The following is a 24,408-nucleotide window of genomic DNA, read 5'->3' on the forward strand; positions in this document are numbered from 1 at the left end:
CCCATGGCGCATGATCCTCTCTCGCCAGATGCGTTGCGCGCGGCAAGCCAGCGCATCCATGACGCCCATATGGCGGCGATCCGCGCCCATGACGGGGATACCTTCCACGTCCGGCGCGCCATGTGGGACAAGGTATCTCATGGTGGCGCGATAGGGGCTGCCATGCTGTGTCTGGTGGCTGCAAGCGGCACAGTCAGGATAATTGATCCCGCTACCGGGCATTGCGAAAATATGGCGGCGCTGGGGGCGTGGGGATCTGCTTCCCCCACGCCCATAAAGGAGAATGGGAACCGGCATGTTCTGGACTGTCACGACCCATTGAGCAGGGCCAAGATGGCAGCGGCGGCAGAAACATTTGCGTCCGCCGTCATGCGGGCTGAAGCCAGTACGGACCGCAACCCGGAAGCCGCGCGACGTCTGGTATGGAACTGGGCACAGCGCGATCCCGAATTGCGCACGGCCATGCTGCGCCTGGGCACGTGTAAAAATGGCCCCGACGTGACGGTCGTGATGCCGGACGTATCCGGCCCCGTTGCGCAGCCAGGCGGGGAACGGCTGCATTAAACTTGTGAAAGCGCGTGTCGGTGGGGCCTCCCACAAGAACCCCATTCGATCCATCCCTGAACGGAATGTCCTTCGGCAGGGAGAATATCACCGTAGCCCCCGGCACGCATGACAGGCGTACCAACGCAGAACAGCAACTTCAAGGGGAAAGAGCGGCACGCCGGTGGGGCCAGCCTTGAACCCCACATAGCGATCCCGTCACGGGGACGGTCCTACGGCAGGCTGAATTACACCGTGTCGCGACGTGCCATGACCTGTATATCCGATTGGCTGGCAGGTTGCATCAGGATTGTATCGCGCCAGCGGAAATAGGGCATTGCCGCCAAGCGCCCACCATCCCACTGTGTCAGGGATTTGCACACCATTGCCAGCCAGCCTGGCATGACTGATTGCAGCATGCTGTGGGATACGATAGGTGGCTTAATTGTCGTTTCAGGGGGCGATTATCGGGCTATAAAACGGCCCTCATAAGGCGGGTTTAGCGGTCTCTACGGGGTTCCATTCCATGTGTCCCGCAGTTCCAAACCAACTGTCCCGCAACAGCGGTGCTGATGTCCCTGCCCGCCGCCGGCAGGGCTGCGGATACTCCGGCGACGGCGGTATCCGTCTGGCCGGTCAGACCCGTCCCTTTCGCCGCCCATATCGAGACGATCGGTCAGGTCGAGCCGTTCCAGGGGGTAACACTCTCCCCCGAGATCGCCGGCCGGATCACGGAACTGGATTTCGATTCCGGGGCGATCGTCCGGAAAGGCCAGCTGCTCCTGGTCCTCAATGACGCACCGGAACAGGGCGAGCTGATCCGCCAGAGCGGCGAACTGCAGGCGGCCGAAGCCGATCTCGCCCGCGCCCGCTCGCTTATCCGCACCGGCGTGGAGAGCCATGAGGATCTGGAAACAGCCACGGCGCGCTTCGAAGCCGCGAAAGGCAATGTCGCCAGAGTGCAGGCGGTGATCGACCAGAAGCATATCCGCGTGCCCTTCGACGGCTCCGTCGGGATCAGACGGGTCAATCTCGGCCAGTATCTGAATCCGGGTGATGCCATCGCCACGCTGACGTCCTACACCCGGATGAGGGTAAACTTCATCCTCGCCGAAGAGAACGCCGCCAGCGTGCAGATCGGGCAGACCGTCCACCTGGCGTTCGACACGACGCCGGGACAGGATTTCACCGCCACGGTCACCACCATCGACCCGCGCATCGATGGTTCGCATACGCTCTCCATTCAGGCCCTGCTCGACGCCCCGCCAGCCGACCTGCATCCGGGCACCTATGCCCATGTTTCCATTGCCGCGAAGGTGGCACAGCGCCTCGTGGTGCCGGAAACCGCCGTCACCTATACCGCCTACGGAGAGACGCTCTTCGTCGAGCATCCCTCCACCGATGGCCCCACCGTCGCCGCGACGGCTGTGCGCGCGGGCGACCGCCGTAACGGATGGGTGGTCATCGACGACGGGGTGAAGCCGGATGACCGCGTCGTCACCAGTGGTCAGAACCGCCTCGTCACCGGCATGAAGGTGCGCGAGATCCCGGAAGCCCTGCCTCTGGCCGGCCTGCGGGAGCTGGCACAATGAGTTTTACTGATCGCTTCCTTCGGCGTCCGGTGCTCGCTATCGTCGTGACGATCCTGATCATCCTGTTCGGCATCCGCGCGCTGGGCGGCATCTCGACCCGCCAGTATCCGACGCTGGAAACCTCGACGATCATGGTGACGACCCGCTATCCGGGCGCGTCCTCCGATCTCATGCAGGGTTTTGTGACCCAGCCGATCAGCGAAGCCGTCGCCTCCGTCGAGGGGATCGACTACCTCTCCTCCTCCACCACGCAGGGCCTCAGCGTGGTGACGGTGCGCATGATGCTGAATTACGATTCCATGCGCGCCCTGACCGACGTGATGTCCAAGGTGAACGCGGTCAAATACCGGCTGCCGGAAGGCGCGTATGATCCGGTCATCAAACGCACCTCTGGCGGCTTCACCGCCGTCGCCTATATCGCCTTCGCCAGCACGACGCGGCCACTCTACGAGATTTCCGATTACATTCACCGCGTCGCGGCACCGATGCTCTCGGGGATCGATGGTGTGTCGGAGATCAGCTATTTCGGCGAGCAGCGCCTCTCCATGCGCCTGTGGCTCGATCCCGAAAAGCTGGCCGCGAACGGCATGACGGGTGAGGACGTCGCCCAGGCAGTCCGGCAGAACAATTTCCAGGCCGCACCCGGCCGGATCCGGGGCGTCTATACGATCAGCAACATCAACCTCAACACGGACCTCAAAAGTGTCGAGGAATTCCGCGACATGGTCCTGCGCTCGGTCGGTGGCCGGGTCATCCGGGTCCGCGATATCGGGCGCGCGGAACTCGGACCGGACAATACCGACACTAGTTCCGAGGCCAGCACGCTGCGCCCGCCTCGCGGCAAACCAACGCCGCGACCCGCGATCTTCATCGGTCTTGAAGCCTCGCCGACCGGTAATCCGCTGACGATCATCGCGCGCCTCAACCAGATCATGCCCAAACTCCGGGCCACATTGCCACCGGGGATCGATGTGCGCGTCCCCTACGAGACCGCGCATTTCATCCAGGCGTCGATCGACGAAGTCACCGAGACCTTCATCGAGGCACTGCTTATCGTCATCCTGGTGATCTATCTCTCCCTCGGCACCGTGCGGGCGGTGATCGTGCCGATCGCCACCATCCCGCTATCGATGCTCGGCGCGGTCGGGCTGATGTACACCTTCGGCTTCAGCCTGAACCTGCTCACCCTGCTGGCGATGGTTCTGTCGATCGGGCTGGTGGTCGACGACGCCATCGTGGTGATCGAGAACGTCCACCGCCATATCGAGGAGGGCAAATCGCCCTTCGACGCCGCCCTGCTCGGCGCGCGCGAGGTCGCCGGCCCGGTGATCGCGATGACCTTCACCCTCACAGCCGTTTATACCCCCATCGCCTTCATGGGCGGACTGACGGGCACGCTGTTCAAGGAATTCGCCCTGACGCTAGCCGGCGCCGTTGTCGTATCCGGCATCGTCGCCCTCACCCTCTCGCCGATCATGAGCGCGAAACTGCTGAAAGCGAAGGAGAAGGAAGGCTTCATGGAGCGAATGGCCGAGCATGTGTTCGGCTTCATGAACGCACGCTACGAGGCCGTTCTCGATTTCTCGCTGCACCATCGCTGGATCCCCCTCGGCTCGGCCGCCGTGATCTTCCTCCTGATCCCGGTGATGCTGCATGTCTCGCAGAGCGAGCTGGCGCCCAATGAAGACCAGGATCTGGTCCTGACAGCGGTGAAGGCGCCGCAATATGCCAACCTCCACTATGTCGAGACCTACGCCCAGGCGCTCTACGACAAGATGGATGAAATCCCGGAAGGGCACAGCCATTGGATGATGAACGGCATTGAGGGGATCGCCAACAGCGTCGGTGGGGTCAATCTCGACGACTGGGGCGAGCGCCGACGCAATGCCGACCAGATCCAGATGGACCTCCAGCAGCGCGTGGCGGGCCTGCAAGGCACCAGCGTCTTCGTGTTCCAGCTCCCCTCCTTGCCCGGATCGACCGGTGGCCTGCCGGTCCAGATGGTCATCCGCAGTGATGACTCCTACCGCAACGTCTTCGGCGTCGTCTCCCATCTGCGGGAGGAAGCGCAGAAAAGCGGGCTGTTCGCAGTGGTGGACAGCGACCTCGCTTTCGACAACCCTGTGGTACGGGTCACGGTCGAGCGGACGAAGGCGAACGCCATGGGCATCCGCATGGAGCAGATCGGCGATGCCCTGAACGCCATGATCGGCGAGAACTACGTCAACCGTTTCGGCTATTACGGCCGCTCCTATGACGTGATCCCGCAATCGATGCCAAGGGCGCGCCTCTCCCCCGACGCGCTGAAAACCTACTACGTCCGCGACAGGGACGGACATCAGGTGCCCCTGTCGGCGCTGGCGAGCATTCGCGTCGATGTCGAACCCAACCGCCTGCCACAGTTCGGCCAGCAGAACTCCGCCACGTTCCAGGCCATTCTCGCGAAGGGGGCCACGATGGGCGATGCGGTGGCCTTCCTCAAAGCACGGGCAGCGGAGTTTCCGGCCGGTTACAGCTACGACTGGCAGTCCGACGCGCGGCAATATGTGCAGGAAGGCAAGGCGCTGGTCTTTGCCTTCGCATTCGCGCTGATCGCGATCTATCTCGTCCTGTCTGTCCAGTACAACAGTTTTACCGATCCGGTCATCATCCTGATCAGCGTGCCGCTCTCGGTCTTTGGCGCCCTGATCCCGCTCGCCCTCGGCGTGACGACGCTGAATATCTACACCGAGATCGGGCTGATCACGCTGATCGGCCTCGTCAGCAAACACGGCATCCTGATGGTCGAGTTCGCCAACGAGCTTCTGCATCGCGACCATCTGGACCGGGTGACGGCGATCAGGACTGCGGCCGGCATTCGTTTCCGGCCGATCATCATGACCACCGGCGCGATGGTGGTGGGGCTGCTGCCGCTGGTCATGGCGTCGGGCGCCGGAGCCAACAGCCGCTTCGGACTGGGCACGGTGATCGTCGTCGGCATGATCGTCGGCACGACCATGACGCTCTTCGTGCTGCCCTCGGTCTATACGGTGATCCGGCCGCGCCGTGGCAAGACGGTGTGACGGAGCATGCGGCGCCCGCCCTTCGATCTGTGGCAACTGCTGTGCGTGCGGGCGATCGCCGAGCATGGCAGTATCCACGGCGCGGCGCGTTTCCTGAACACCCGGCAGTCAGCCGTCAGCCGCTCCCTGCACAACCTGGAGGAGCGGCTTGATGTCAGGCTGTTCACCCGCTCCCCGGTCGGTGCCGCACCAACTGCGTTCGGCCAGGAATTCATCCGCTGGAGCCAGACGATCCTGGAGAATGTGGCCGGCATGAACGCCCGCGCACGGCGAACGGGCAAGGGCGAGAACGGCCAGATCTCCGTCGGCATCCAGACCTGCGTCCTGCCTGGAAGGCTTTCCGCCTTCACGGCGGAGTTCCGCACCACATATCCCGATATCGTCTTTCGTTATTCCGAGGGCACAGGCAAAAGGCTTTTGCGTCGCCTCCAGCACGGGCAGATCGATTTCGCGGTCGTCACCCGCCGCAATCTGGTCCCTGCGTTACGGGTCACGCCTCTGTGGAGCGACCGCATCGTAGCCGCGCTCCCCACCGGTCATCCTCTCGCGACACAACCGGAAGTGTCCTGGGCGGACCTGCGTCATGAAATATTCCTGATCGGACGAGACAACGCTGGTCAGGACTTCGAGACGCTCATCCAGCGCAAGCTCGGGGAGACAGATATCGGCCCGAAGATCCGGCGTCATGATATCGGCAGCAACAGGATCATAGCACTCGTCCAGAATTACGAAGGCATCGCCCTGCTTCCCGCCTCATGGCTGCCGCTGATCCGCGATCGGCATGGCCATGACATCGCGATCACGGAAATCCGCGACGCCGGCGGTTCCTCCCATCTGGAGTTCGGGATTGTCTGGCGACCCGACAATGAAAATCCCTGCGCCCGGAGCTTCGCCCGATATGTAGAAGCTCATCGTCCGTGGACATGAGACTACTTTTTCGGCGGTGCTGCTTTTACCTGCCTCCGTGCCCTAGCGAACCCTTTGTCCGACATCATGAACTGCCGGAGCATGGGTGCGACCAGCCGGGCCGGGTCCATCGCCCCATCGTTGCCGGAAAAAAGTGCCGCATAGGCCAGCAGATCGCGATGGATATCGGGAGGTAACACCACGGTCATTTTCACCGGTTTCTCGTCGGGGATTTCCGTGATCTTCAGCTCTGTCATCTTGGATTTCCTCCATTCTGATAGGGTTTGAGCAACAGATCGCGACTGAGAATGACTGTGAACGGCAGCCCCGGCCGGTCGGTAAGCGTCGGCTGCACGTTCAGGCTGCGATCGATCAGGCGGTTGCCCACCATGGAGAAGCCGTTGCTGGCACCGCTGCGGATGGCCTGGGCGAGATTGTTTTCGCTCTGGCTGGTACCCGCCTCTGACCCCACGCTGAGCAGGGTCGTCACCAGGGCGGCTTTGAAAAGCTGGCCCCAATGATTGTCGACCTCGTCGGACAACCCGGCCTGGCCGATAGCGTCCGCGCCCGGCAGTTTCTCCAGCACGAGGCTCTCGCCATCGGGGAAGATCAGGCGCGTCCAGATAATCTGGGTCCGCTGCTGTCCGAAGGAGACGCTGCTGTTATAGGCCCCGAACAGTGTGCTGCCCTGCGGGATCAGGAGATAACGGCCGGTCGGGCTGTCATAGACGTTCTGGGTGACATGCCCCACGATCTGCCCCGGCAGGTCGGAGCTGATCTTCGTGTTCAGCGCACCCGCGATCACGGTGCCCGCCTGGAGGACGTAGGGCGAGACCAGCGGCATGATGCGATCGGGGCTGGTTGTCGCGCGATCCGGCTGCCCTTCCAGAAAGGCAAGGTTTCCGGCCTGTGGTCCGGCCGTGGTGGACGCCGGCCCCTGAGTGGCAGGAGCGCCCGGCGCGGGCGGCATCGCCTGTTCGCTGGCACGGTCACGTTCCCCCGTCTGCACGAACAGCCGACTCGCGATCGCCGCCTCGACCTCTTGCGCGGCGCGGTGGTCTTCGGTGCCGGCGGCCACCTTCCCCTGCCCTTGCGCATGCAGGATGGCGCGTCCGAGATCACCGGGCAGCGCGGGACCAAGCTTCGGCACGTCCTTGCCGATATAATCGGAGGGCAGCCCCGCCAGTCCATCGGCTGAGGGACGGACATCGGTGTCCTGCGCTGTAGGCGTGGACGGCGCCCGATGGCTTGCCTGAAGGGCGTAACCCAGCGCGAAGGCCACCGCGACCATGCCGACCCCGCCCGGCGACCAGACCACGGTGCGCGACAGACGTACTACGCGCGGCCGATCGGCCCGCAGGCGCAGATCGGGTGGGGGGAGTGACTCACGCGCAGCACCTGCAGAGTTTCCGGCTGTCGGCGCCTGCCCGGTCATGACGGCCGCCCGTCGGTGCGGACGATGCGCACACGCTGCTCGGAATGCTTATCACCCAGCCGCAGTTCGGCGGCGGCAAACAGGCGGTCCACGATCATCCAGTTCTGACGGACCCGGTAATTGACCAGTTCCGGGCCACCATCCGCCCCCAGCACGAACAGCGGCGGCAGTTCGCCCTGCCCTATGCCGGCCGGAAAGGCGATATAGACCTTGTGACCATCATCGAAGGCCCTGCCGGGCAGCCAGGGCGGTGTACCCCCTTTCACCGGCTGGATAGCATAACGGAAATTCAGCGCGTTCAGGTCCAGCCCCACATCCACCGGGGCAGCGTCATCGGCCGCACTGTCCTGCCGGTGCAGGGCAATCAGGTCATCCTCGGGATAATCCCACGACACCGACGCCATATACGTGGCGGGCGTGGAGCGCAGTTCCGCCAGATAGGTCCGGCGATCCGTATTGACGATCAGATTGGTGGTGAGATCGGGACGTGTCGGCTTCACCAGAATGTGGATGCGTTTTGTCCCTCCTGCCCCGCTCTCGGTATCGCCGATGATCCAGCGGACCGTATCCCCAGCGGCCACCGGCCCGGTGCCCACCAGCTTTTCACCCTGCTGGAGCATGATGTCGGTGATCTCGCCCGGCGAAGTGTAAACCTGATAAAGCGCGCCCGGACTGTAGGGGTAGACCTGCACCGCATTGATGAACCCGGCCCGCGTGGGCTGGATGCGGGCCGCCAGATTGGCCTGTGTGACCCGTGCTGTCGGATCGACCGCCTCAGGCGCAGGGTGGACGCGCCGCGCTGACGGCAGCGGCTTCAGTTGCCCAGGCAGGGGAAGCGCTTTCACGACCTCCACCACTCGCACCGGTTTCGGCGGGTCCGGCAGAGGTGTCGCCTGCGCGGCGTCATCGTAGTGAATGACAGGCGGATGGTAGTGCCGCGCGCAGCCCGCCAGGGGCAGGATCAGCAGCGGGAGAACACGAAGAGCGCGACAGATCATTGGTCAAGTTCCTTCGACCAGTTGATAGCGGAGACGTAGATTCCGAGGGGATTTTTCCTCAGATGGTCGGCGTCACGCGGTGTTCGCAGAACGACCGAGACGATCGCGGTCCAGCGCTCGGTGCCGGTGAAAGCGCCATCGCGGTAATGGCGCTCGGTCCAGGCAACCCGGAAGCTACCGGGCGAGGCACGGATGACCGAGGCGATGTCCACCTCGACCTGCTCACGCCCGATGCGCGAGAACGGATCGTTGAGACGGGCATAATCGTTCAGGGCAACCGCGCCGGAAACGCTGGTGAAATCATAGGCGCGCAGCCAGTTGTGCCGGACCACCACGGCATCGGAGGACAGGCCACGGACATCACCAATAAACTGCGCCAGATACCAGGCAATCTGCGGATCGGTGGGCGTATAACCCGCCGTTGCGGGCGCCACGACCTGCGCCTGCCCCAGCCGGGCCACCTGCACCACCCACGGCGTGATGGTGCCGCGTGCGGACTGCCAGACCAGTCCAGCCCCGAGGCCGGCGGACAGGACCAGGGAGCCAAAGGCCATGAGCCGCCAGTTGCGGGCCTGGATGCGGGCAGAGCCGATCCGTTCATCCCACGCCTGCGCTGCCTTTTGATACGGTGTCACGGGTTCGGGCGTGGTCCCGTAGCGTGTGGTCGAGCGACGGAACATCATTCTTTCTCCGAGAGATCGATGGAGGTGGACCCGCCGCCGCCGTCGGCGGAGCGGATGATGTGGGCGGCCTCGGCGGCATGGGTCGCAGCATTTCGGCGCTTCATTTTCTGAGCCCAGCGGGGCGGCTCACCGGAACCGCCACCCTCTCCACCAGACGGACCTTCACCGGTAGGGCCGCCTCCCGAGGGACCGCCACCAGCCGGACCACCGGCTCCGGAATTGCCGCCGCCTGGCCCAGCACCTGGGTCACGACCGCCACCGCCAGTCCCACCCCCAGCGTCGTTTCCACCCATCCCGCGTTCGGCCCACCGTCCACCGGCGGCGTAGCTTTCCCTGAGGGAGGAGCCTGCACGCGAGGCCGCGCCTTTGACGGCATTCGCGACGTTTCCGCCGACGGCCCGGCCCATGCCGCCGATCCCGGCGGCCATGCTGCCCGCGCCGCCAGACGCGCCGGCGGCCCCTGCCGAATAGGCGGACGTGGCTGCCCCGGCGATCGCGGCCCCTCCCCGCGCGGCGGCAGCCGTGGCGCCGAGGGCTGCGGCGCCACCGGAGGCAACAGCCCCGACACCGGCCACAGCAGCAGCGCCCATCGCGCCCACGGCCATACCAGTGCCGACAGCCGCACCCGCGCCAAGCTGCGGCGCGCCGGAGATCAGCCCGTTGGCGATGCTGCCGCCATAGATGGACAGACCAACAATCGACACCGATGCCAGCACGACCGAGACCGCCTGACCGATGGTCGGCACGGCATCGCCATAGGACGTGTTGAACTGCCTGAACAGGACGGAGGCAATGGCGCTGATCACCGCCAGCACCATCACCTTCACGCCCGATGACACGACATTGCCCAGCACCTTCTCGGCCAGGAAGGCCGTGCGGTTGAACAGCGCGAAGGGGATCAGCACGAAACCGGCGAGGCTGGTCAGCTTGAACTCGATCAGGGCCACGAAAAGCTGCACGGCCAGAATAAAGAACGCCGCCAGCACGATCAGCCAGGACAGGCAGAGCACGAAGATCTGGATGAAATTCGTAAAGAAGGCGACCGGGCCGAGGAGATTATGGACCGAGTCAAGTAAGGGCTGAGCCGCATCGAAACCGGTCGCGGCCAGCCGACCGGGACGGAGGAAATCCGACAATGTCAGATTGCCGCCCCCGGCCTTCAGGCCCATGGCGGCGAAACTGTCGAACACCACCTTTGCAAGATGGTCGAAATTGTTGATCAGGAAATCGAAGAACCCGATATAGAGCGTCTTCTTCACCAGCCGCTGGATGATGTCCTCATCCGCCGCCCAGGCCCAGAACAAGCCGGCAAGAGCAATGTCCAGCACAGACAACGACCCTGCCAGTGAGATGACGTTTCCTTTCAGAAGGCCGAAGCCACTGTCGATCGTGGTCGTGAAGGTATTGAGGAAAGTGTCGATAACCCCGACATCGTTCGTGGCCATGACCGTCAGTTCCCACTGCCGCCGAACATGGACACCGTTCCCGGCACATAGGCGTCACGCCGCGAGAAATGCTGATACTGGGCATCACTTTCTGCTTCCGTCGCGGCATCGCGCGCCTGTTGCAGCGCCGTGGCCCGGCCGTTGGCGGCCAGTTCCGCCTGGATGTCGGATAGCTGCCGGGATTGCAGGGCCAGAAGCTGGTTTCCGGCCTGCGCGGCCTGCAACGCCCCGGTTGACGTCTGGCTGGCCGAGACCAGTTGCGTCATGGCCGAGCTATCGCTCGGGATGTTTCCCACCACACGGGCCTGGAGCTTCATGGCATCCTCGAACCCGCCCACGGAATTCTGCCAGCGTGTCTGCGCCTGGCTGAACATGGCGCTATCGGACATGCCCGACGAGACTGAGGTGTATGACTGCTGGTACTGCTGTTCGACGGACTGGACGCTGTAGGCGATGTTCTGCGCCTGCGCGAGCAACGCCGTGGTCTGGGAAACCGTTGACTGCAACGTCGACAATGTGGAGAGCGGGAGGCTTGCAAGATTGCGCCCCTGATTGACCAGCATCTGCGCCTGATTGGCGAGCGACGTGATCTGGTTGTCGATCTGCTGGAGCGTCCGCGCCGCGATCAGCACGTTCTCGACATGGTTCGCTCCGTCATACACCGCCCATTGCGCTTGAGCGGGTCGTGAGAGATCGAACGTTGCGCCGAACACCAGCGTGACAGAAGCGACAAGAGCCGTGCGATGGGAATGTTTTTCTCTCGCACGCGCGAAAAATTCGGTCGAAAACCGTAAAAGTTTTTCCGTCATGGCACGTCTTCCGATCCGCGATCGTGGCGCAGAAGGTCCGCCGCCCATGACACGCCACGCGCGTCAAACCACGCAGGGAGAAAACCGTCCCGCCCGTGTTCCGCCAAAACCGCATCAATCAGTCTGTGGTCGTCCTTGCCGGATGCGGCGCAGAGGGCGAGTGCGACAGGCCCCAGTCCCAGTTCGAACAGCCGATTGCCGCGCTGGGTCTGGCAGTAATACTCCCGCTTCGAGGCCGCGCGGGCGATGATGGCGATCTGTCGGTCGTTGAGACCAAAATCGCGGTAGATGGCCGCGATCTGCGGCTCGATCGCCCGCTCATTGGGCAGGAAGATCCGCGTCGGGCAGCTTTCAACCACAGCCGGCGCAATGCGGGAATTGGCGATGTCCGACAGACTTTGCGTTGCGAAAATCACCGACGCATTCTTCTTGCGCAGGGTCTTGAGCCATTCACGAAGCTGCCCCGCGAAGTCGCCATCATCCAGAACGAGCCAGCCCTCATCAATGACCAGAAGGGTCGGACGTCCATCCAGACGGCCTTCGATACGATGGAACAGATAGGACAGCACAGACGACGCCGCGCCCGAGCCGATCAACCCCTCGGTTTCGAACACCACCACATCGGCATCACCCAGTCGCTCAGCGTCCGCATCCAGCAATCGGCCATAGGGACCGCCGATGCAGTACGGCGCCAATGCCTGTTTCAGTGCGTTGGACTGGAGAAGTGCCACCAGACCGGAGATCGTGCGTTCATGGTCGGGCGATGACGCGAGGGAATTCAGGGCCGACCAGAGATGGGCTTTGACGTCCGGCGTCAGCGCCACGCCCTCGCCGACAAGGATCTGCCCCAGCCATTCGGTAGCCCACTTGCGTTCGTCGGCATCGTCAACCCGTGCCAGCGGCTGGAGGGCGACGGGCGCGGTTTCTGTATTCCCGTCCGTCAGGCCACCGCCGAGGTCATGCCAGTCCCCGCCCATCGCCAGCGTTGCCGCACGCATGGACCCGCCAAAATCGAAGGCGAAAATCTGTGAACCCACGTAGCGGCGGAACTGGAGCGCCACCAATGCCAGCAGGACAGATTTTCCCGCTCCAGTCGGCCCCGCGATCAAAGTATGACCAACATCGCCGACATGAAGCGAAAACCGGAATGGTGTGGCTCCAGCGGTTTTGCCATAAAAGAGCGGTGCTGCCCTGAAATGCCCGTCCTGCTCCGGCCCTGCCCACACGGCGGAAAGCGGGATCATGTGCGCCAGGTTCAACGTCGAAACCGGGGGCTGACGGACATTGGCGTAGACATGACCGGGCAAAGAACCCAGCCACGCTTCCACCGCATTGAGGCTTTCCGCCATGCAGGTGAAGTCCCGACCCTGAATGATCTTTTCGACCAGCCGCAATTTTTCGGCGGCAATCGACGCGGAGCCGTCCCAGACCGTGATAGTGGCAGTGATATAGGTCTGCCCCACGTCATCGGCACCGAGGGACTGCAAGGCCAGATCGGCATCCGCTGCCTTGTTGGCAGCATCGTTGTCCACGAGGACCGACGCCTCATTGGTCATCACTTCCCGGACAATGGCCGCAATGCTCTTGCGCTTTGCAAACCACTGGCGGCGGATCTTCGTCAGAACCTTGGTGGCGTCGGTCTTGTCGAGCAGGATGGCGCGGGTGGACCAGCGATAGGGCATGGCCAACCGGTTCAGGTCATCCAGGATTCCGGGAAAGGTCCGGGACGGGAAGCCCGTGATGGTCAGGGTCTTGAGGAAGGCATCGCCGAGCTTCGGTTCCAGACCGCCCGAGAGCGGCTGGTCCACCAGCAGCGCATCCAGATGCATGGGAATTTCTGGCACCCTGACGCGCTGGTTCCGTGTCGAAATGGTGGAATGGAGATACGTCAGCGTTTTGCCGTCATTGAGCCATGCCGCTTCAGGCATGAACCCGTCCAGCAGGGCAAGCATCCGATCCGTGCGGTCCACGAACGTATGGAGCATGCCATGCGGGTCCGGCCCTTCGCGCTCCCGGCCTTCATACAGAAACCGCTCGGCACGGCCTGACGATTCGGCCGGTGGCAGCCAGACGAGCGTCAGGAAATACCGGCTCTCGAAATGCGCGCCCTCGTCCTCGAACTGCTCCCGGCGTTCCAGATCCACCATCTGACTGGCAGCATCGGGAAAATCGCTCTCGGGATAGAGCGTGGCCGGGACGCGCTGTGCTTCCACGAACACGGCCCAGCCTGATCCCAGACGGCGCAGGGCATTGTTCAACCTCCCGGTCACACCCACCAGTTCGGCAGGGGGGGCACTGTCCAGATCCGGTCCCCGAATTTTTGCCGTACGCTGGAAGGAACCGTCCTTGTTCAGGACAACGCCTTTCTCCACGAGCGCCGCCCATGGCAGAAAATCGGACAGAAGGGCGGCACGGCTGCGATATTCGCCAAGGGACATCATCGCGCTGCCCTCCCTACGCCCGGAGCCAGGCGGGGTAGCGCAGATGCCGCCGCCCCACCTCGACGAACAGCGGATCGCGTTTCGCTCCCCAGACCGCGAGCGTGTGCCCGATGATCCAGAACACCGCTCCGACCAGCCACAGGCGCAGCCCCAGCGAGATCGCAGCCCCGAGCGTACCGTTGGCGATCGCCAGCGTACGGGGTGCGCCACCCAACAGGATCGGATCGGTCAGAGAGCGATGCACCGGGACATGAAAACCCGACACCGCATCATCGTCATATCCAGCGGCCATCAGATCAATGCTCCACCCGAGAAGGAGAAGAACGACAGAAAGAAGGAGCTGGCCGCAAAAGCGATGGACAGGCCGAAGACGATCTGGATCAGGCGGCGGAAGCCGCCGGATGTTTCGCCAAAGGCCAGCGTCAGGCCGGTCACGGTGATGATGATCACCGACACGATACGCGCCACCGGTCCCTGCACGGATTCCAGTATCTGGTTGAGCGGTTCCTCCCACGGCATGTCCGACCCAGACGCGAGGGCCGAGGAGCACCATGCGATGGACAGAAGCAGCATGGCGGAAAGGACAGGCGCGTGCCGACGCACGCGGAACAGCGTGAGATTCATTGGGGTTCTCCCGAATGCTGGAAGGGATGGATGCAATAAGCACCTGTGGCGGGGTCAAGCCCATCCACGGTGGCGAGTTCGGACAACCGGCGCTGCGTGCCCCGCCCGGACAGAACAGCGATCAGGTCGATCGTCTCGGCGATCAGCGCGCGCGGCACCGTGACGACGACTTCCTGGATCAACTGCTCCATGCGGTGCAGCGCGCCGATCGCGGTGCCGGCATGCAGCGTGCCAATCCCACCCGGATGGCCGGTACCCCACGCCTTGAGCAGATCCAGTGCCTCGGGACCACGCACCTCGCCAATCGGAATCCGGTCGGGCCGCAGGCGCAGGGCCGAGCGCACCAGCACGGACAGGGTGACGATGCCGTCGCGGGTGCGCAGGCACACGAGGTTGGGTGCCGCGCATTGCAGTTCGCGCGTATCCTCGATCAGCACGACGCGATCGCCGGTTTTCGCAACCTCGGCCAGCAGGGCATTGACCAGTGTGGTCTTACCGGTGGATGTGCCGCCCGCGACGAGGATATTTTTACGCTCTACAACAGCGCGGCGCAGAAACGCCGTAACCATCCGGCGAGAGACGCGGGCGTGATCAGGCAGCGACGTTATTCTCGCCTTGAGCAATGGGTTTCCAATGCCAGGGCAGGAGTTCATGGAGGCGTGGGTTGGGAGTGTCGTTGATGCGGGCGAGCACATCGGCGAGCCATGCCTGAGGATCGACCTCGTTCAGGCGGCAGGTGACGACGAGGGAATACATGGCGGCGGCTCTTTCACCGCCACGATCGGAGCCGGCGAACAGCCAGGCTTTTCTCCCCAGTGCGATACCCCGGATTGCGCGTTCCGCCGCGTTATTCGTCAGACAGATCCGACCGTCTTCCAGAAATACCGTGAATGTATCGCCCCGTCTGAGAATATAGTTCATTGCCTGGGCGATGGGGTTTTTGGACGACATGCGCCGGCAGGTATCGCGCATCCAGTCGAGCAACTCCTCGACCAGCGGGGCGATGCTCTCCTTGCGGATCTCCAGCCGATGTGCGGCGGAGCTGCCGTTGATCGCGCGTTCGGCGTCGAATATGGCGTCGATCCGGCGCACGGCCTCTATGGCGAGTGGCGCCTTGTCCTTTTCGGCAATCTTGAACAGTCCCCGGCGTCCATGCGCCCAGCAGCCGGCCGGAACAACAGGCGCGGGCTGGCGTCCCGGCTTTGCCAGGTGGGTGTATCCGCCATAGGCGTCTGATTGCAGGATTCCGGTCCAGCCGGTGAGATGGTCGGCCGGATGTTCACCTTTGCGGTCTCGGGAGTAGCGGAACCACACGGCTGGGGGCGCGAGGCCGCCAAATGGGGCATCGTCGCGCACGTAATTCCACAACCGTCCGGTCACGGTGCGCCCCCTGGCCAGCACGGGCACTGTGGTATCGTCCGCATGCAGACGCCGGGCTGCCAGCACATGTGCCCGGATCAGCGCGGTAAGGGGCGCCAGCGTCGCCGTGCAGGCCCCCACCCAGTCGGCCAGCGTCGAGGTATCGAGATCGATCCCCTCACGGGCAAATGCGGCGCTCTGCCGGTTCAGCGGCAGATGCTGCAGGAACTTGTCGCACAGGATGCCCGCAAGCAGCTTTGGCCCGGCCCGTCCGCGCGCGATCGGGTGGAAAGGTGCCGGGGGCTGGATGATGTTCTCGCAGTCGCGGCAGGTGAATTTCTCGCGTATCGTCTGAATCACCTTGAACTGGCGCGGGATCACCTCCAGCGTCTCGGTGACGCTCTCCCCCAGTTTGCTCAGGCGCTCGCCGCCACAGCACGGGCAATGTGTCGGCACGGGGATGACGACCCGTTCGCGCGGGAGATCGGCGCGCAACGGCTGGCGACCGTGATTGCGCCGGGGCGCTGTCGCCCGCACGGCAGGATCCGGAGCGTTTTCCGGCGCATCCTCGGCGTGCGCCGTCTCCAGATCTTCCAGTTCGAGTTCGAACTGGGCCAGCAGACGGCGCCCCCGCTCCGATGAGGCCCCGAAACGGTCCTGGCGCATCCGCGCAATGAGGTGCTTGAGATGGGCGATCTGCGCCTCGGCGCTGATCGCTCGGGTTTCAGCGGCAGTGGCCCGGGTTTCGGCAGAAGACGCCCGGAATTCGGCGACCTGAGCGCGCGCCTCGACCGCGGCAAGTGCCGCGCGCAGGGCCATCATCTCGTCCGTGTCTCCCGTCATGAAGACAGTTGACCACATGGGCGCTCAAAAGAGTACCAGTATATGCTGATCTGGCGCAGTTTTTATTATCCCGCCAGTTCGGGTCTCCAGGTTTTCTGCGGGTTTCTCCAGTCGATCCCTTCCAGCAGGCAACTTAATTGTGACGGGGAAAGATGGATCACCCCGTCCCTGGCCGAGGGCCAGAGGAAATGCCCACGCTCGATCCGCTTCGCATATAATGACAGGCCTACGCCATCGTGCCAGATCAGTTTCACCAGGTCGCCGCGCTTTCCCCTGAAGACATAAACGTCGCCGGCGAAAGGATCACGACCCAGCGTTTCCTGGACTTTCAGGGCCAGCCCGGGCATCCCGAGGCGCATATCGGTCACGCCGGCCGCCAGCCATATCCTCAGCGTGGAGGGAAGCGGAATCATGACCGCAGCGCGCCCACAATCTCACGCAGACGATCAGCGGACAGCCCCGTGTCGAATTCGAGCCGCACACCGTCCGGAAAGACCACGCTGACCGCTCGGCCAGGCGGCGTTCCCTGTTCGCTTCGACGCTCCAATGCCTGCGGCTGAGGTGCCGGAGCCACCATGACAGGCACGAACGATGTTCCGCCCTGCGCTTTGGCCCGGGCCTCTCGCCGCCACCGAAACACCAGGCTTGGATGAACACCATACTGTGCAGCCACCTCCCTTACGGGGCGCCGGCTCTCGTAGGACGCGATGACCACGCGCGCGCGAAATTCAGGGGCGTGCCAGCGGCGGCGATCTGAAACGATCTCGATCCGCGAGGCTTCCGCCAGCCTGTCTCGCTCTCCTGCCTCCATACCGCTCCCTTGGAGCCTCTCTGCGGTACTACCTGCGACACTCGCAGGTAGTACCGCGTCTCTATCTCTTGAATCGCTCATGATTCATAGCTGAACCAGAATAGAAATATTCAGCAAGGCGGCAGTCGCCGGGTGCTTACCCACATCCTGCAGGACATGTGGGATAAATGGGTTCTGCTCGCCGCCCTGGGCAGCATCTGCTGCCTGATGCGCGGAACCGTGGGGGATGTCGCCAGCCAGCCAGCAGGTCAGGCCTTTGCGCATGGCCGGACTTGCGCCAATGGCTCATGATCGTGGCGCGATGCGTGGGAAACGTGTCATTCCAGGGGGAGAAGATCTCTCCGCCACGTCCTGTTTCAGGCAGGACTGGCAGCGGCCTGCCATAATCCAGTTCTGAAAGCTGTTGCCAGGCGCATGAAGGAGCGGGGTAAGCCACATAAACTGGTGATCGTCGCTATCGCACGGTGTCTCATCACAATCGCCAACGCCGTCCTCAAAAACAGGCCTGCCATGGCGCATTAGCTCCGCCGCTTAAACACAGTTGCTAGGAATATCGCGAGAACGTCTAACTGTTGAACTTTAGAAAGTTTGAACAAAGAGGACAGTCTGCCATTCAAATCAGGTCTTGTAACTGCTTCAAAAAAGCTGCGATGTTCGCCTCATCGCGCTTGTAATAGGTCCAGGGGCCTATGCGCTGCGATGTGACAAGTTTGGCGCGTTGCAGCGCTGTCAGATACAGCGAAATGGTTGACTGAGACAGACCGGCCCGCTCCTGTATGATGCTCACGCAGACACCTACCTGTTCAGGATCAACTTCCTGTTCAGGGTAATTCTTGCGAGGGTCCTTGAGCTTCGCCAAGATTGCCAGCCGGGCGGGGTTGTCCAGGGCCTTCAGTGCGTCGTTGATATCGATACTCATGATCCTCCATATAGCGAGAAATTCCAATATAGCAATATTTCGCTGCCTGTTGGATGGACCTAATTACGCTGGAAGCGTCAGAAGCCGTGTCCAGATGTCTGGACACGGCCTGAAGCGCCTAACGCTGATAGGTGGGATAGTCAGTATATCCTTTGGCGGTGCCGCCATACATGGTCTTCGGATCTACTGGATTGAGTGGCCAGCCATGAGCGATGCGCTCCGGCAAATCGGGGTTTGCGATGAAGGGCCGGCCGAAGGCAATCAGATCGCCCAAGCCTGCCTTGACCACGCGCACGCCACGCTCGGGAGTGTACCTGCCGGCATAAAGAACCCGGCCGCTGAAGTTTTTCCGTATGTCCGCACGGAAGGATTCAGGCAGTTCGGGCGCGTTATTCCAATCCGCCTCGGCAATCGAGACGTAAGCGATCCCAATTTTTTCGAGAACCTTTATGGCCTCGATGTAGGTCGTGTGGGGGTCTTCCTCGACAAGACCAAGATAGACGCGGTCCTCGTCGGTGGTGGCGAACAGGGGAGAAAAGCGAACTCCCATGCGCTCTTTACCAACGACATCGGCAACCGCCTGCGTCACTTCGGCCAGGAATCTCAGTCGGTTTTCCAGTGAGCCGCCATATTCATCCTCGCGCTGATTGGTGTGGGTAGAAATGAACTGGTTTATCAGATAGCCGTTCGCGCTGTGGATCTCCACGCCGTCAAAGCCTGCATCGAGAGCATTGCGCGCGGCCTGGGCATAGAGCTGGACCAGTTCCTTGACCTCTGCGGTGGTCAGGGCGCGCGGTGCCGACGGTAGTGTGAGAGCGCCCTGGCCCGGGCCGGTTTCAACGAACACTCTGACATTGTCGGCCGGGATCGCCGATGGCGCGACCGGAGCGGCGCCACCAGGCTGTAGGGAGGTATGAGATACGCGCCCCACATGCCATAATTGCAAGAAGATGGTTCCCCCTTCGGCGTGAACGGCATCGGTTACCTTGCGCCAGCCCTCGACCTGTTCGGGACTGTAGATGCCGGGTGTCCACGCATATCCCTGCCCACGCGGTTCGATCTGTGTCCCCTCGGTCACCATGAACCCTGCACTGGAGCGTTGGCGGTAGTAGGTCGCCATCAGATCATTGGGGATGTTTCCCGGCTGGGAGCTGCGAGAACGTGTGAGCGGGGGGAGAACGATCCGATTTCTGAGGGTATACGGACCCAGGGTCAGACTGTCGAAGAGAACCGAGTTCTGCATTTTGCGAATCCTAGATATTGAGAAACATCAATTTATGAGGGCATGAAAGGCCTCATATCCACTCGGGATCAGAACAGTCCGGCAGAAGCCTCGTTGAGCCGGCTGCGGGCATCAAGCGCTAATTTTTGGGTTTCGCGTTCAATGCCTGACCTTTTGTAACCACCGAAGCGCTCGGCGTCGGTATCGAGCTGATTGGCAAACTTCACCGGGCGTCTCCTTCTGTGGGTGAGTGACGCTGCCAAACATAACTATGCATCGAGATATGTCAATATCTAGGTTTTAAGATTTAATCTGGCTGCTCTCCGTGCGACATCACCCGACCCTGACAGCGAACCCATTGCCTCGGCCTTCGTCCAGCGGCAGCGTCTGGGACAAATATCCATTCGTCGGGTTGTTCAGGTAAGCGATGTAGTCCGGATCAAACGCATTTTCGCCGAAGATCGCTGCGCCGGGTGCCAGCCGGGGTTCGATCAGTTTCAGAACTGGCAGATAGAGCGAGAACGCACCGTCGAGTAGGAGAAGATCAACCGGTCCATCAATATCGCGGAGCGTTTCAAGCGCATCGCCTTCACGAATATCCACCAGATCAGCTAAGCCTGCTGCATCAAGATTTGCCCGCGCCTGTGCCACCTTGGTGCGTTCCATTTCGCTACCGATCAACTGCCCGCCACCATTATCACGAAGGGCCGTGGCCAGATAAATGGTCGAGATTCCCATCGACGTGCCGAATTCTACGACCCGACGGGCTTTGCAGGCTCGTGTCATCATGTAGAGAAACTGACCGTAGCGCGGCGAGACGGCGAGAAAATTGTCGGCATAGTCGTGATAGACGCTCCGATAGTCGGCTCTTTCTTGGGCAAGTAGTTCTGCCATCACCTGTTCAGCCGATGTTTCCGGTGCGTTAAAGCGCGCCATCATGGTTTCCATGAGTTCGCGGTCGGACGTTTCTGCATTCCTGTGCAGCGTTTCCAGGAGGGTAATGACTGGGCTAGTGGTCAATGTGTTCACGGGGCGTCCTTTCGCAGATGTCAGGATCTTGAAAATCTTGATTGATTGTCTGCTCAGGAATAGCCCTGCATGGATATGGCGTCATTCAGATATCAGGTCAGATTATTATTCAATCTTGCCAAACTGATCCTTGCCGTCAAAAATACGTCTATGCCCATGCTGAACGAATTGTCGAAGACGGAAGACTGGATCGAACCGGATGACGTTCCCCGGGCGATCGTAACCTACGGTTATGCGGCCGGGCAGGCTGAGAGCATGGAACTGGACTTTCACAGTCATGCCAAAAGCCAGATTATGCTGGTGCAACGCGGCGCGCTTACCTGCGAAGGGGATAGCGGATTATGGGTTGTTCCGCCGCGTAGTGCCATCTGGATACCAGGCGGGGCACGCCATGCCATCAGGATAAGCGGTGCGCTTGAGGGATATAATGCATTCATTGATCCCGCGCTTGGTCCTCCCTTGCCTGAAACCTGCTGTGCGGTCGCCGTAACGCCGCTGCTTCGCGAGTTGCTGGTTCGGGCATCCGAACTGCCACTCTACTATGAAGAAAACGGCGCAAACTCACGCCTGCTGGACGTGCTTCTTGATGAACTTGCACGGGCCAGGATCGAGGATCTTCATCTTCCCATGCCTGTCGACAGGCGTCTTCGAGGGATTGTCAGCATGATGACCGGGGCGCCAGGTGAGCGGAAAACGCTCGATACCTGGGCCAGACAGGCCGGAGTCAGCGAGCGCACCCTGTCGCGCCTGATCAGCCAGGAGACCGGCATGAGTTTCGGACGCTGGCGGCAGCAGTTGAACGTCATGCTTGCTGTTCAATGGCTGGCAGATGGTGCGACGATCCAGCAGGTTGCGGGGCATCTAGGCTATGAGAGTGTACCGAGTTTCGTGACGATGTTCCGCAAAGTGCTGGGTATGTCTCCGGGACGTTATATGGCCGAGCGATATTCTGGATAATGGATCAGCGTGTCTTTATTGAATTTCCGGCCATTTGTTTTCTCTGGCAGGGACCAAGTCGGGCGGAAAGATAGAGCCGATTCATGCGGCGCAGTTCATCCGGAGCACCAGGTGTTGTCGGAGCGTCCTTCAGGGTCATACCCAGCATGACTTTCATATTGTTCAGGACAACCGCCGCAATATCGCCGGCCGTTTGCTCGTGCAGTCCGGGCGCGCACACCCGCAGGGCGGCCGAAATACCGGCCAGAGCCTGTTGGCGTGACCGGTCTCGGATTTCCGTCCGGTCAGTATGCGCTTCCATCAGCGCCGGAAGGGATTTTACACGCGGATAAAGCACCGCGAGCAGGTCAATCAGGATATCAGCCAGTTCTTCCGGTGAAAGATCTGCTGCCCGCTTTGCCAGCGCTTCATATTCGTCATGCACGATAGCCATGTGGTGCTGCAAAAGTGCTTCCCCGACGGCCTCCTTGTTGGGGAAGAAACGGTAGAGCGAACCGATCTTTGCGCCGGCCCTGCTGGCGATCTCCGCCATTGTGGTGGCTTCATAGCCATGCTCCGCCATGAGATCGGACGCAGCCGCCAGCAGTTCCGCCACTCTCTGCCGACCGACTGCACGGCGCGGCTGAAGCGGCGCCCGCTTTTTGCTTGACGAAGTTGAGTCCGTGCTCAAATATTACCCCAGTTTGAGTGCTTCCTCAATTTCTATCAACTCCGCGCTCAGCGGACAACGAGTCCGTAAAACATATGAGCAAACAGGGAAGAACCGTCATGATTTCTCTTTCAGCGCCCCGGACTGCCCTGATCCTGATTGATCTCCAGAAAGGTATTGTCGATCGCACGCTGGCTCCCTTTACAGGAGAGGCGGTTGTCGAGCGCTCCAAAAAGCTTGCATCCCGGTTTCGGGCCGCAGGCTCGCCCGTCATTCTGGTTAATGTCGCCTTTGCTCCCGATTTCGCCGATGCCGTGCATACCGAGGTCGATCGTCCTTTTGCGCCGCCCCCGGGCGGATTTGCCCCTGACTGGACCGAACTGGTCGAGGGGCTGGCCGAGCCGACAGACCTGCTTGTCACAAAGAAACAGTGGGGTGCCTTCTATGGAACCGATCTGGATCTTCAGCTTCGGCGGCGCGGAATCACGACGATCGTACTGGGTGGTATCGCAACAAATATGGGTGTCGAGTCCACAGCCCGCGCCGCACATGAGCACGGTTACGGCGTGGTGATCGCAGAAGATCTGACATCCACTTTCGCTGAAGAAATGCAGCGCTTTGCCTGTGACCACGTTTTCCCGATGCTTGGCCGCGTTACGACCAGTGACTCCATCACTCTGGAATCCTGAGAGCCCGATCCGAAAGTTTTTCAACCCTGACAATGCCTTGCTGTCCGTCGTGTGAGCATTCGGATCGAGGCGATCAATGTCCATGCGGTTGAGGAAGCAATGGATTGTTCCCAATCTTTGGCGAGCCGCCTGCACCGTCCCAGCCATGCGAATGTCCGTTCCACCACCCAGCGACGCGGCAGGATCTGAAAGCCCTTCGTCGTATCGGACCGCCTGATGATTTCGAGGGTCCATTTTCCCATGGCGGCGAGCGCGTTTCGCAATTTGTCGCCAGCATAACCGCCATCAGCAAAGATGTGGCGCAGCCAGGGAAAGCGCCTGCGTATCGCTGCCAGGACATCAACGGCCCCATCACGGTCCTGGATGTCGGCGGCATGAACGAGGAGAAAGATCAGGAAGCCGCAGGTATCCGTCACGATATGGCGCTTGCGGCCCTTGACCTTTTTCCCCGCGTCATAGCCTGAAATCCCGCCACTTTCCGTGGTTTTCACCGACTGGCTGTCAATCACGCCTGCGCTCGGAGAGGCGTCACGCCCCTCGATCTCGCGCAGGCTCATGACCAGCACCGTATTCATGGCCTCGAATACTCCGGCATCACGCCAGGCGTAAAAATAGCGCCTGACGGTCGAGACCGGCGGAAAGCATTTCGGCAGCAGACGCCACGCGCACCCGGCCGAGGCTATGTAGAGCATCGCGTTGACCACCTCGCGCATATCCGTCGTGCGCGGACGACCGCCCCGTTTCGCAGGGGGCACAAATGGCATGATCAAAGTCCACTCCCCGTCCGTCATGTCCGATGGATATCGCAAGCCTTCCCGGCTATACTCGCGCCGGGCAATACCAGTCCATGTCACCATTCACTCCATCTCTTCGCAAAGACGGATGAATCACAACAGGCTGGTATTGTTCAAAAACTTTCGGATCGGGCTCTAAGGTGCGGCAAAGGACTTTTGCCAAAATTGACATGGTGGCAACGCGCCATCCGTCCTACCGGAGAGTCAGTGAACTTCCACGCTATGCGATCTCGCCTACCGACCCCTCCAATCCGGAATCCAGAGGTCGATGCGAGCCTACATGTCAGTGAGGTTCGTCTATGAACGACAGGAGAATCAAGTGAATCAGTCTGCGCAGTCAACTGTTTCGCCGAGCCAGACGGACGTGCCCCGGACCGGCTCTCCACGCCCGCGCGTCGGCCTTGTGGGATTAGGCCATATGGGTTCCGCGTTTGCCCAGAATCTGGTGAGTTGCGGCTACCAGACGGTTGTTTTCGATCGCAATGCAACCAAACGGGACGCATGCGCAGGTGCACAACCGGTTGACTCCCTTGCCGGACTGTCTCAGAGCCCGATCCGAAAGTTTTTGAACAATACCAGCCTGTTGTGATTCATCCGT

25 protein-coding genes and 2 pseudogenes are annotated in these 24,408 nt (G+C 61.7%); 8 read left to right on the plus strand and 19 right to left on the minus strand.

Annotated features, from left to right (window positions below; all coding sequences use genetic code 11):
* Positions 1 to 3 precede the first annotated feature (3 nt).
* From LDL32_RS08235 to LDL32_RS08250, 4 genes are all read left to right on the plus strand, one after another.
* Positions 4 to 564, plus strand: a complete 561-nt coding sequence (locus LDL32_RS08235) for a hypothetical protein (protein WP_233065966.1) — start codon at positions 4 to 6, stop codon at positions 562 to 564.
* Between the two features lie 551 nt (positions 565 to 1,115).
* Positions 1,116 to 2,135 carry an efflux RND transporter periplasmic adaptor subunit gene (locus tag LDL32_RS08240; RefSeq protein WP_233065970.1) on the plus strand — a complete coding sequence of 340 codons (1,020 nt, stop codon included), beginning with the start codon at positions 1,116 to 1,118 and terminating at the stop codon, positions 2,133 to 2,135.
* Positions 2,132 to 5,197: an efflux RND transporter permease subunit gene (locus LDL32_RS08245; protein WP_233065973.1), complete on the plus strand. Its 3,066-nt coding sequence runs from the start codon at positions 2,132 to 2,134 to the stop codon at positions 5,195 to 5,197. The genes LDL32_RS08240 and LDL32_RS08245 overlap by 4 nt, the downstream gene beginning before the upstream one ends.
* A 6-nt stretch (positions 5,198 to 5,203) precedes the next feature.
* Entirely contained in the window at positions 5,204 to 6,124 is a 921-nt protein-coding gene (locus LDL32_RS08250) for a LysR family transcriptional regulator (protein ID WP_233065976.1), read from the plus strand.
* Between the two features lie 2 nt (positions 6,125 to 6,126).
* Here the strand turns inward: LDL32_RS08250 and LDL32_RS08255 are convergent, their stop codons facing one another.
* From LDL32_RS08255 to tnpA, 13 genes and pseudogenes are all read right to left on the minus strand, one after another.
* The gene (locus LDL32_RS08255) at positions 6,127 to 6,360 is read right to left on the minus strand and encodes a DUF2274 domain-containing protein (protein WP_233065979.1); all 234 of its coding nucleotides are present in this window, start codon (positions 6,358 to 6,360) and stop codon (positions 6,127 to 6,129) included.
* Positions 6,357 to 7,538 (minus strand): TrbI/VirB10 family protein, encoded by a 1,182-nt coding sequence (locus tag LDL32_RS08260; protein WP_233065982.1) that lies wholly within the window; start codon positions 7,536 to 7,538, stop codon positions 6,357 to 6,359. Before LDL32_RS08260 ends, LDL32_RS08255 begins: the two co-directional genes overlap by 4 nt.
* Complete coding sequence (gene trbG, locus LDL32_RS08265; RefSeq protein ID WP_233065984.1) at positions 7,535 to 8,536, minus strand: P-type conjugative transfer protein TrbG; 1,002 nt, start codon at positions 8,534 to 8,536, stop codon at positions 7,535 to 7,537. The genes LDL32_RS08260 and trbG overlap by 4 nt, the downstream gene beginning before the upstream one ends.
* Entirely contained in the window at positions 8,533 to 9,216 is a 684-nt protein-coding gene (gene trbF / locus LDL32_RS08270) for a conjugal transfer protein TrbF (RefSeq protein ID WP_233068783.1), read from the minus strand. The genes trbG and trbF overlap by 4 nt, the downstream gene beginning before the upstream one ends.
* Positions 9,216 to 10,664 carry a P-type conjugative transfer protein TrbL gene (gene trbL / locus LDL32_RS08275; RefSeq protein WP_233065986.1) on the minus strand — a complete coding sequence of 483 codons (1,449 nt, stop codon included), beginning with the start codon at positions 10,662 to 10,664 and terminating at the stop codon, positions 9,216 to 9,218. The genes trbF and trbL overlap by 1 nt, the downstream gene beginning before the upstream one ends.
* Before the next feature lie 5 nt (positions 10,665 to 10,669).
* Positions 10,670 to 11,473, minus strand: a complete 804-nt coding sequence (gene trbJ, locus LDL32_RS08280) for a P-type conjugative transfer protein TrbJ (RefSeq protein ID WP_233065989.1) — start codon at positions 11,471 to 11,473, stop codon at positions 10,670 to 10,672.
* A complete protein-coding gene (gene trbE / locus LDL32_RS08285) occupies positions 11,470 to 13,914 on the minus strand; it encodes a conjugal transfer protein TrbE (protein ID WP_233065991.1) in 2,445 nt (814 codons plus the stop codon). The genes trbJ and trbE overlap by 4 nt, the downstream gene beginning before the upstream one ends.
* 13 nt (positions 13,915 to 13,927) lie before the next feature.
* Positions 13,928 to 14,206 carry a VirB3 family type IV secretion system protein gene (locus tag LDL32_RS08290; RefSeq protein WP_233065993.1) on the minus strand — a complete coding sequence of 93 codons (279 nt, stop codon included), beginning with the start codon at positions 14,204 to 14,206 and terminating at the stop codon, positions 13,928 to 13,930.
* Entirely contained in the window at positions 14,206 to 14,538 is a 333-nt protein-coding gene (locus LDL32_RS08295; RefSeq protein ID WP_159260882.1) for a TrbC/VirB2 family protein, read from the minus strand. Before LDL32_RS08295 ends, LDL32_RS08290 begins: the two co-directional genes overlap by 1 nt.
* A pseudogene (locus tag LDL32_RS08300) lies at positions 14,535 to 15,098 on the minus strand (ATPase, T2SS/T4P/T4SS family); the annotation flags it as partial. The gene LDL32_RS08295 and the pseudogene LDL32_RS08300, both read right to left, overlap by 4 nt.
* Before the next feature lie 31 nt (positions 15,099 to 15,129).
* Positions 15,130 to 16,740, minus strand: a complete 1,611-nt coding sequence (tnpC, locus tag LDL32_RS08305) for an IS66 family transposase (protein WP_110548445.1) — start codon at positions 16,738 to 16,740, stop codon at positions 15,130 to 15,132.
* Between the two features lie 65 nt (positions 16,741 to 16,805).
* Complete coding sequence (tnpB, locus tag LDL32_RS08310) at positions 16,806 to 17,153, minus strand: IS66 family insertion sequence element accessory protein TnpB (RefSeq protein WP_039734451.1); 348 nt, start codon at positions 17,151 to 17,153, stop codon at positions 16,806 to 16,808.
* A complete protein-coding gene (tnpA, locus tag LDL32_RS08315) occupies positions 17,150 to 17,551 on the minus strand; it encodes an IS66-like element accessory protein TnpA (protein ID WP_039732708.1) in 402 nt (133 codons plus the stop codon). Before tnpA ends, tnpB begins: the two co-directional genes overlap by 4 nt.
* A 138-nt stretch (positions 17,552 to 17,689) precedes the next feature.
* Here tnpA and LDL32_RS18010 point away from each other — a divergent pair.
* Positions 17,690 to 17,812: pseudogene (locus tag LDL32_RS18010) on the plus strand (oxidoreductase); the annotation flags it as partial.
* 352 nt (positions 17,813 to 18,164) lie between these two features.
* Here the strand turns inward: LDL32_RS18010 and LDL32_RS08325 are convergent.
* The 4 genes from LDL32_RS08325 to LDL32_RS08340 form a co-directional block, all read right to left on the minus strand.
* The gene (locus tag LDL32_RS08325) at positions 18,165 to 18,470 is read right to left on the minus strand and encodes a helix-turn-helix transcriptional regulator (protein WP_078527724.1); all 306 of its coding nucleotides are present in this window, start codon (positions 18,468 to 18,470) and stop codon (positions 18,165 to 18,167) included.
* A gap of 118 nt (positions 18,471 to 18,588) precedes the next feature.
* Positions 18,589 to 19,713 carry an alkene reductase gene (locus LDL32_RS08330; protein ID WP_233065998.1) on the minus strand — a complete coding sequence of 375 codons (1,125 nt, stop codon included), beginning with the start codon at positions 19,711 to 19,713 and terminating at the stop codon, positions 18,589 to 18,591.
* 68 nt (positions 19,714 to 19,781) lie between these two features.
* Positions 19,782 to 19,919 carry a hypothetical protein gene (locus LDL32_RS08335; protein ID WP_167370175.1) on the minus strand — a complete coding sequence of 46 codons (138 nt, stop codon included), beginning with the start codon at positions 19,917 to 19,919 and terminating at the stop codon, positions 19,782 to 19,784.
* A 106-nt stretch (positions 19,920 to 20,025) separates the two neighbouring features.
* Entirely contained in the window at positions 20,026 to 20,721 is a 696-nt protein-coding gene (locus tag LDL32_RS08340) for a class I SAM-dependent methyltransferase (protein ID WP_233066000.1), read from the minus strand.
* A gap of 69 nt (positions 20,722 to 20,790) precedes the next feature.
* Here LDL32_RS08340 and LDL32_RS08345 point away from each other — a divergent pair, with 69 nt between their 5' ends.
* Complete coding sequence (locus LDL32_RS08345) at positions 20,791 to 21,678, plus strand: helix-turn-helix domain-containing protein (RefSeq protein WP_233066002.1); 888 nt, start codon at positions 20,791 to 20,793, stop codon at positions 21,676 to 21,678.
* A gap of 4 nt (positions 21,679 to 21,682) precedes the next feature.
* On the opposite strand, the gene LDL32_RS08350 is transcribed toward LDL32_RS08345, so the two are convergent.
* A complete protein-coding gene (locus LDL32_RS08350; RefSeq protein ID WP_255673795.1) occupies positions 21,683 to 22,348 on the minus strand; it encodes a TetR/AcrR family transcriptional regulator in 666 nt (221 codons plus the stop codon).
* 98 nt (positions 22,349 to 22,446) lie between these two features.
* Between LDL32_RS08350 and LDL32_RS08355 the strand changes: the two genes are divergently transcribed.
* On the plus strand, positions 22,447 to 23,016 hold the full coding sequence (locus tag LDL32_RS08355) for a hydrolase (protein ID WP_233066006.1): 570 nt from the start codon (positions 22,447 to 22,449) through the stop codon (positions 23,014 to 23,016).
* Positions 23,017 to 23,036: 20 nt separating this feature from the next.
* On the opposite strand, the gene LDL32_RS08360 is transcribed toward LDL32_RS08355, so the two are convergent.
* Entirely contained in the window at positions 23,037 to 23,873 is an 837-nt protein-coding gene (locus LDL32_RS08360; protein ID WP_233064459.1) for an IS5 family transposase, read from the minus strand.
* 217 nt (positions 23,874 to 24,090) lie between these two features.
* Between LDL32_RS08360 and LDL32_RS17850 the strand changes: the two genes are divergently transcribed.
* Entirely contained in the window at positions 24,091 to 24,399 is a 309-nt protein-coding gene (locus LDL32_RS17850) for an NAD(P)-binding domain-containing protein (protein ID WP_255673895.1), read from the plus strand.
* Positions 24,400 to 24,408 lie beyond the last annotated feature (9 nt).

The organism is Komagataeibacter sp. FNDCF1 (assembly GCF_021295335.1).
Classification (GTDB): Bacteria; Pseudomonadota; Alphaproteobacteria; order Acetobacterales; family Acetobacteraceae; genus Komagataeibacter.

What these genes read in the sequence shown, in the direction of transcription:
- tnpA (WP_039732708.1), bottom strand. Translation starts at nt 17,551, where the DNA reads ATGGAGGCAGGAGAGCGAGACAGGCTGGCGGAAGCCTCGCGGATCGAG.
- LDL32_RS17850 (WP_255673895.1), top strand. Translation starts at nt 24,091, where the DNA reads ATGTCAGTGAGGTTCGTCTATGAACGACAGGAGAATCAAGTGAATCAG.
- LDL32_RS08235 (WP_233065966.1), top strand. Translation starts at nt 4, where the DNA reads ATGGCGCATGATCCTCTCTCGCCAGATGCGTTGCGCGCGGCAAGCCAG.
- LDL32_RS08360 (WP_233064459.1), bottom strand. Translation starts at nt 23,873, where the DNA reads ATGGTGACATGGACTGGTATTGCCCGGCGCGAGTATAGCCGGGAAGGC.
- LDL32_RS08355 (WP_233066006.1), top strand. Translation starts at nt 22,447, where the DNA reads ATGATTTCTCTTTCAGCGCCCCGGACTGCCCTGATCCTGATTGATCTC.
- LDL32_RS08245 (WP_233065973.1), top strand. Translation starts at nt 2,132, where the DNA reads ATGAGTTTTACTGATCGCTTCCTTCGGCGTCCGGTGCTCGCTATCGTC.
- LDL32_RS08290 (WP_233065993.1), bottom strand. Translation starts at nt 14,206, where the DNA reads ATGGCCGCTGGATATGACGATGATGCGGTGTCGGGTTTTCATGTCCCG.
- trbJ (WP_233065989.1), bottom strand. Translation starts at nt 11,473, where the DNA reads ATGACGGAAAAACTTTTACGGTTTTCGACCGAATTTTTCGCGCGTGCG.
- LDL32_RS08295 (WP_159260882.1), bottom strand. Translation starts at nt 14,538, where the DNA reads ATGAATCTCACGCTGTTCCGCGTGCGTCGGCACGCGCCTGTCCTTTCC.
- trbG (WP_233065984.1), bottom strand. Translation starts at nt 8,536, where the DNA reads ATGATCTGTCGCGCTCTTCGTGTTCTCCCGCTGCTGATCCTGCCCCTG.
- LDL32_RS08250 (WP_233065976.1), top strand. Translation starts at nt 5,204, where the DNA reads ATGCGGCGCCCGCCCTTCGATCTGTGGCAACTGCTGTGCGTGCGGGCG.
- LDL32_RS08255 (WP_233065979.1), bottom strand. Translation starts at nt 6,360, where the DNA reads ATGACAGAGCTGAAGATCACGGAAATCCCCGACGAGAAACCGGTGAAA.
- LDL32_RS08345 (WP_233066002.1), top strand. Translation starts at nt 20,791, where the DNA reads ATGGATATGGCGTCATTCAGATATCAGGTCAGATTATTATTCAATCTT.
- LDL32_RS08240 (WP_233065970.1), top strand. Translation starts at nt 1,116, where the DNA reads ATGTCCCTGCCCGCCGCCGGCAGGGCTGCGGATACTCCGGCGACGGCG.
- tnpC (WP_110548445.1), bottom strand. Translation starts at nt 16,740, where the DNA reads ATGACGGGAGACACGGACGAGATGATGGCCCTGCGCGCGGCACTTGCC.
- trbE (WP_233065991.1), bottom strand. Translation starts at nt 13,914, where the DNA reads ATGATGTCCCTTGGCGAATATCGCAGCCGTGCCGCCCTTCTGTCCGAT.
- trbL (WP_233065986.1), bottom strand. Translation starts at nt 10,664, where the DNA reads ATGGCCACGAACGATGTCGGGGTTATCGACACTTTCCTCAATACCTTC.
- LDL32_RS08330 (WP_233065998.1), bottom strand. Translation starts at nt 19,713, where the DNA reads ATGCAGAACTCGGTTCTCTTCGACAGTCTGACCCTGGGTCCGTATACC.
- LDL32_RS08325 (WP_078527724.1), bottom strand. Translation starts at nt 18,470, where the DNA reads ATGAGTATCGATATCAACGACGCACTGAAGGCCCTGGACAACCCCGCC.
- LDL32_RS08260 (WP_233065982.1), bottom strand. Translation starts at nt 7,538, where the DNA reads ATGACCGGGCAGGCGCCGACAGCCGGAAACTCTGCAGGTGCTGCGCGT.
- trbF (WP_233068783.1), bottom strand. Translation starts at nt 9,216, where the DNA reads ATGTTCCGTCGCTCGACCACACGCTACGGGACCACGCCCGAACCCGTG.
- tnpB (WP_039734451.1), bottom strand. Translation starts at nt 17,153, where the DNA reads ATGATTCCGCTTCCCTCCACGCTGAGGATATGGCTGGCGGCCGGCGTG.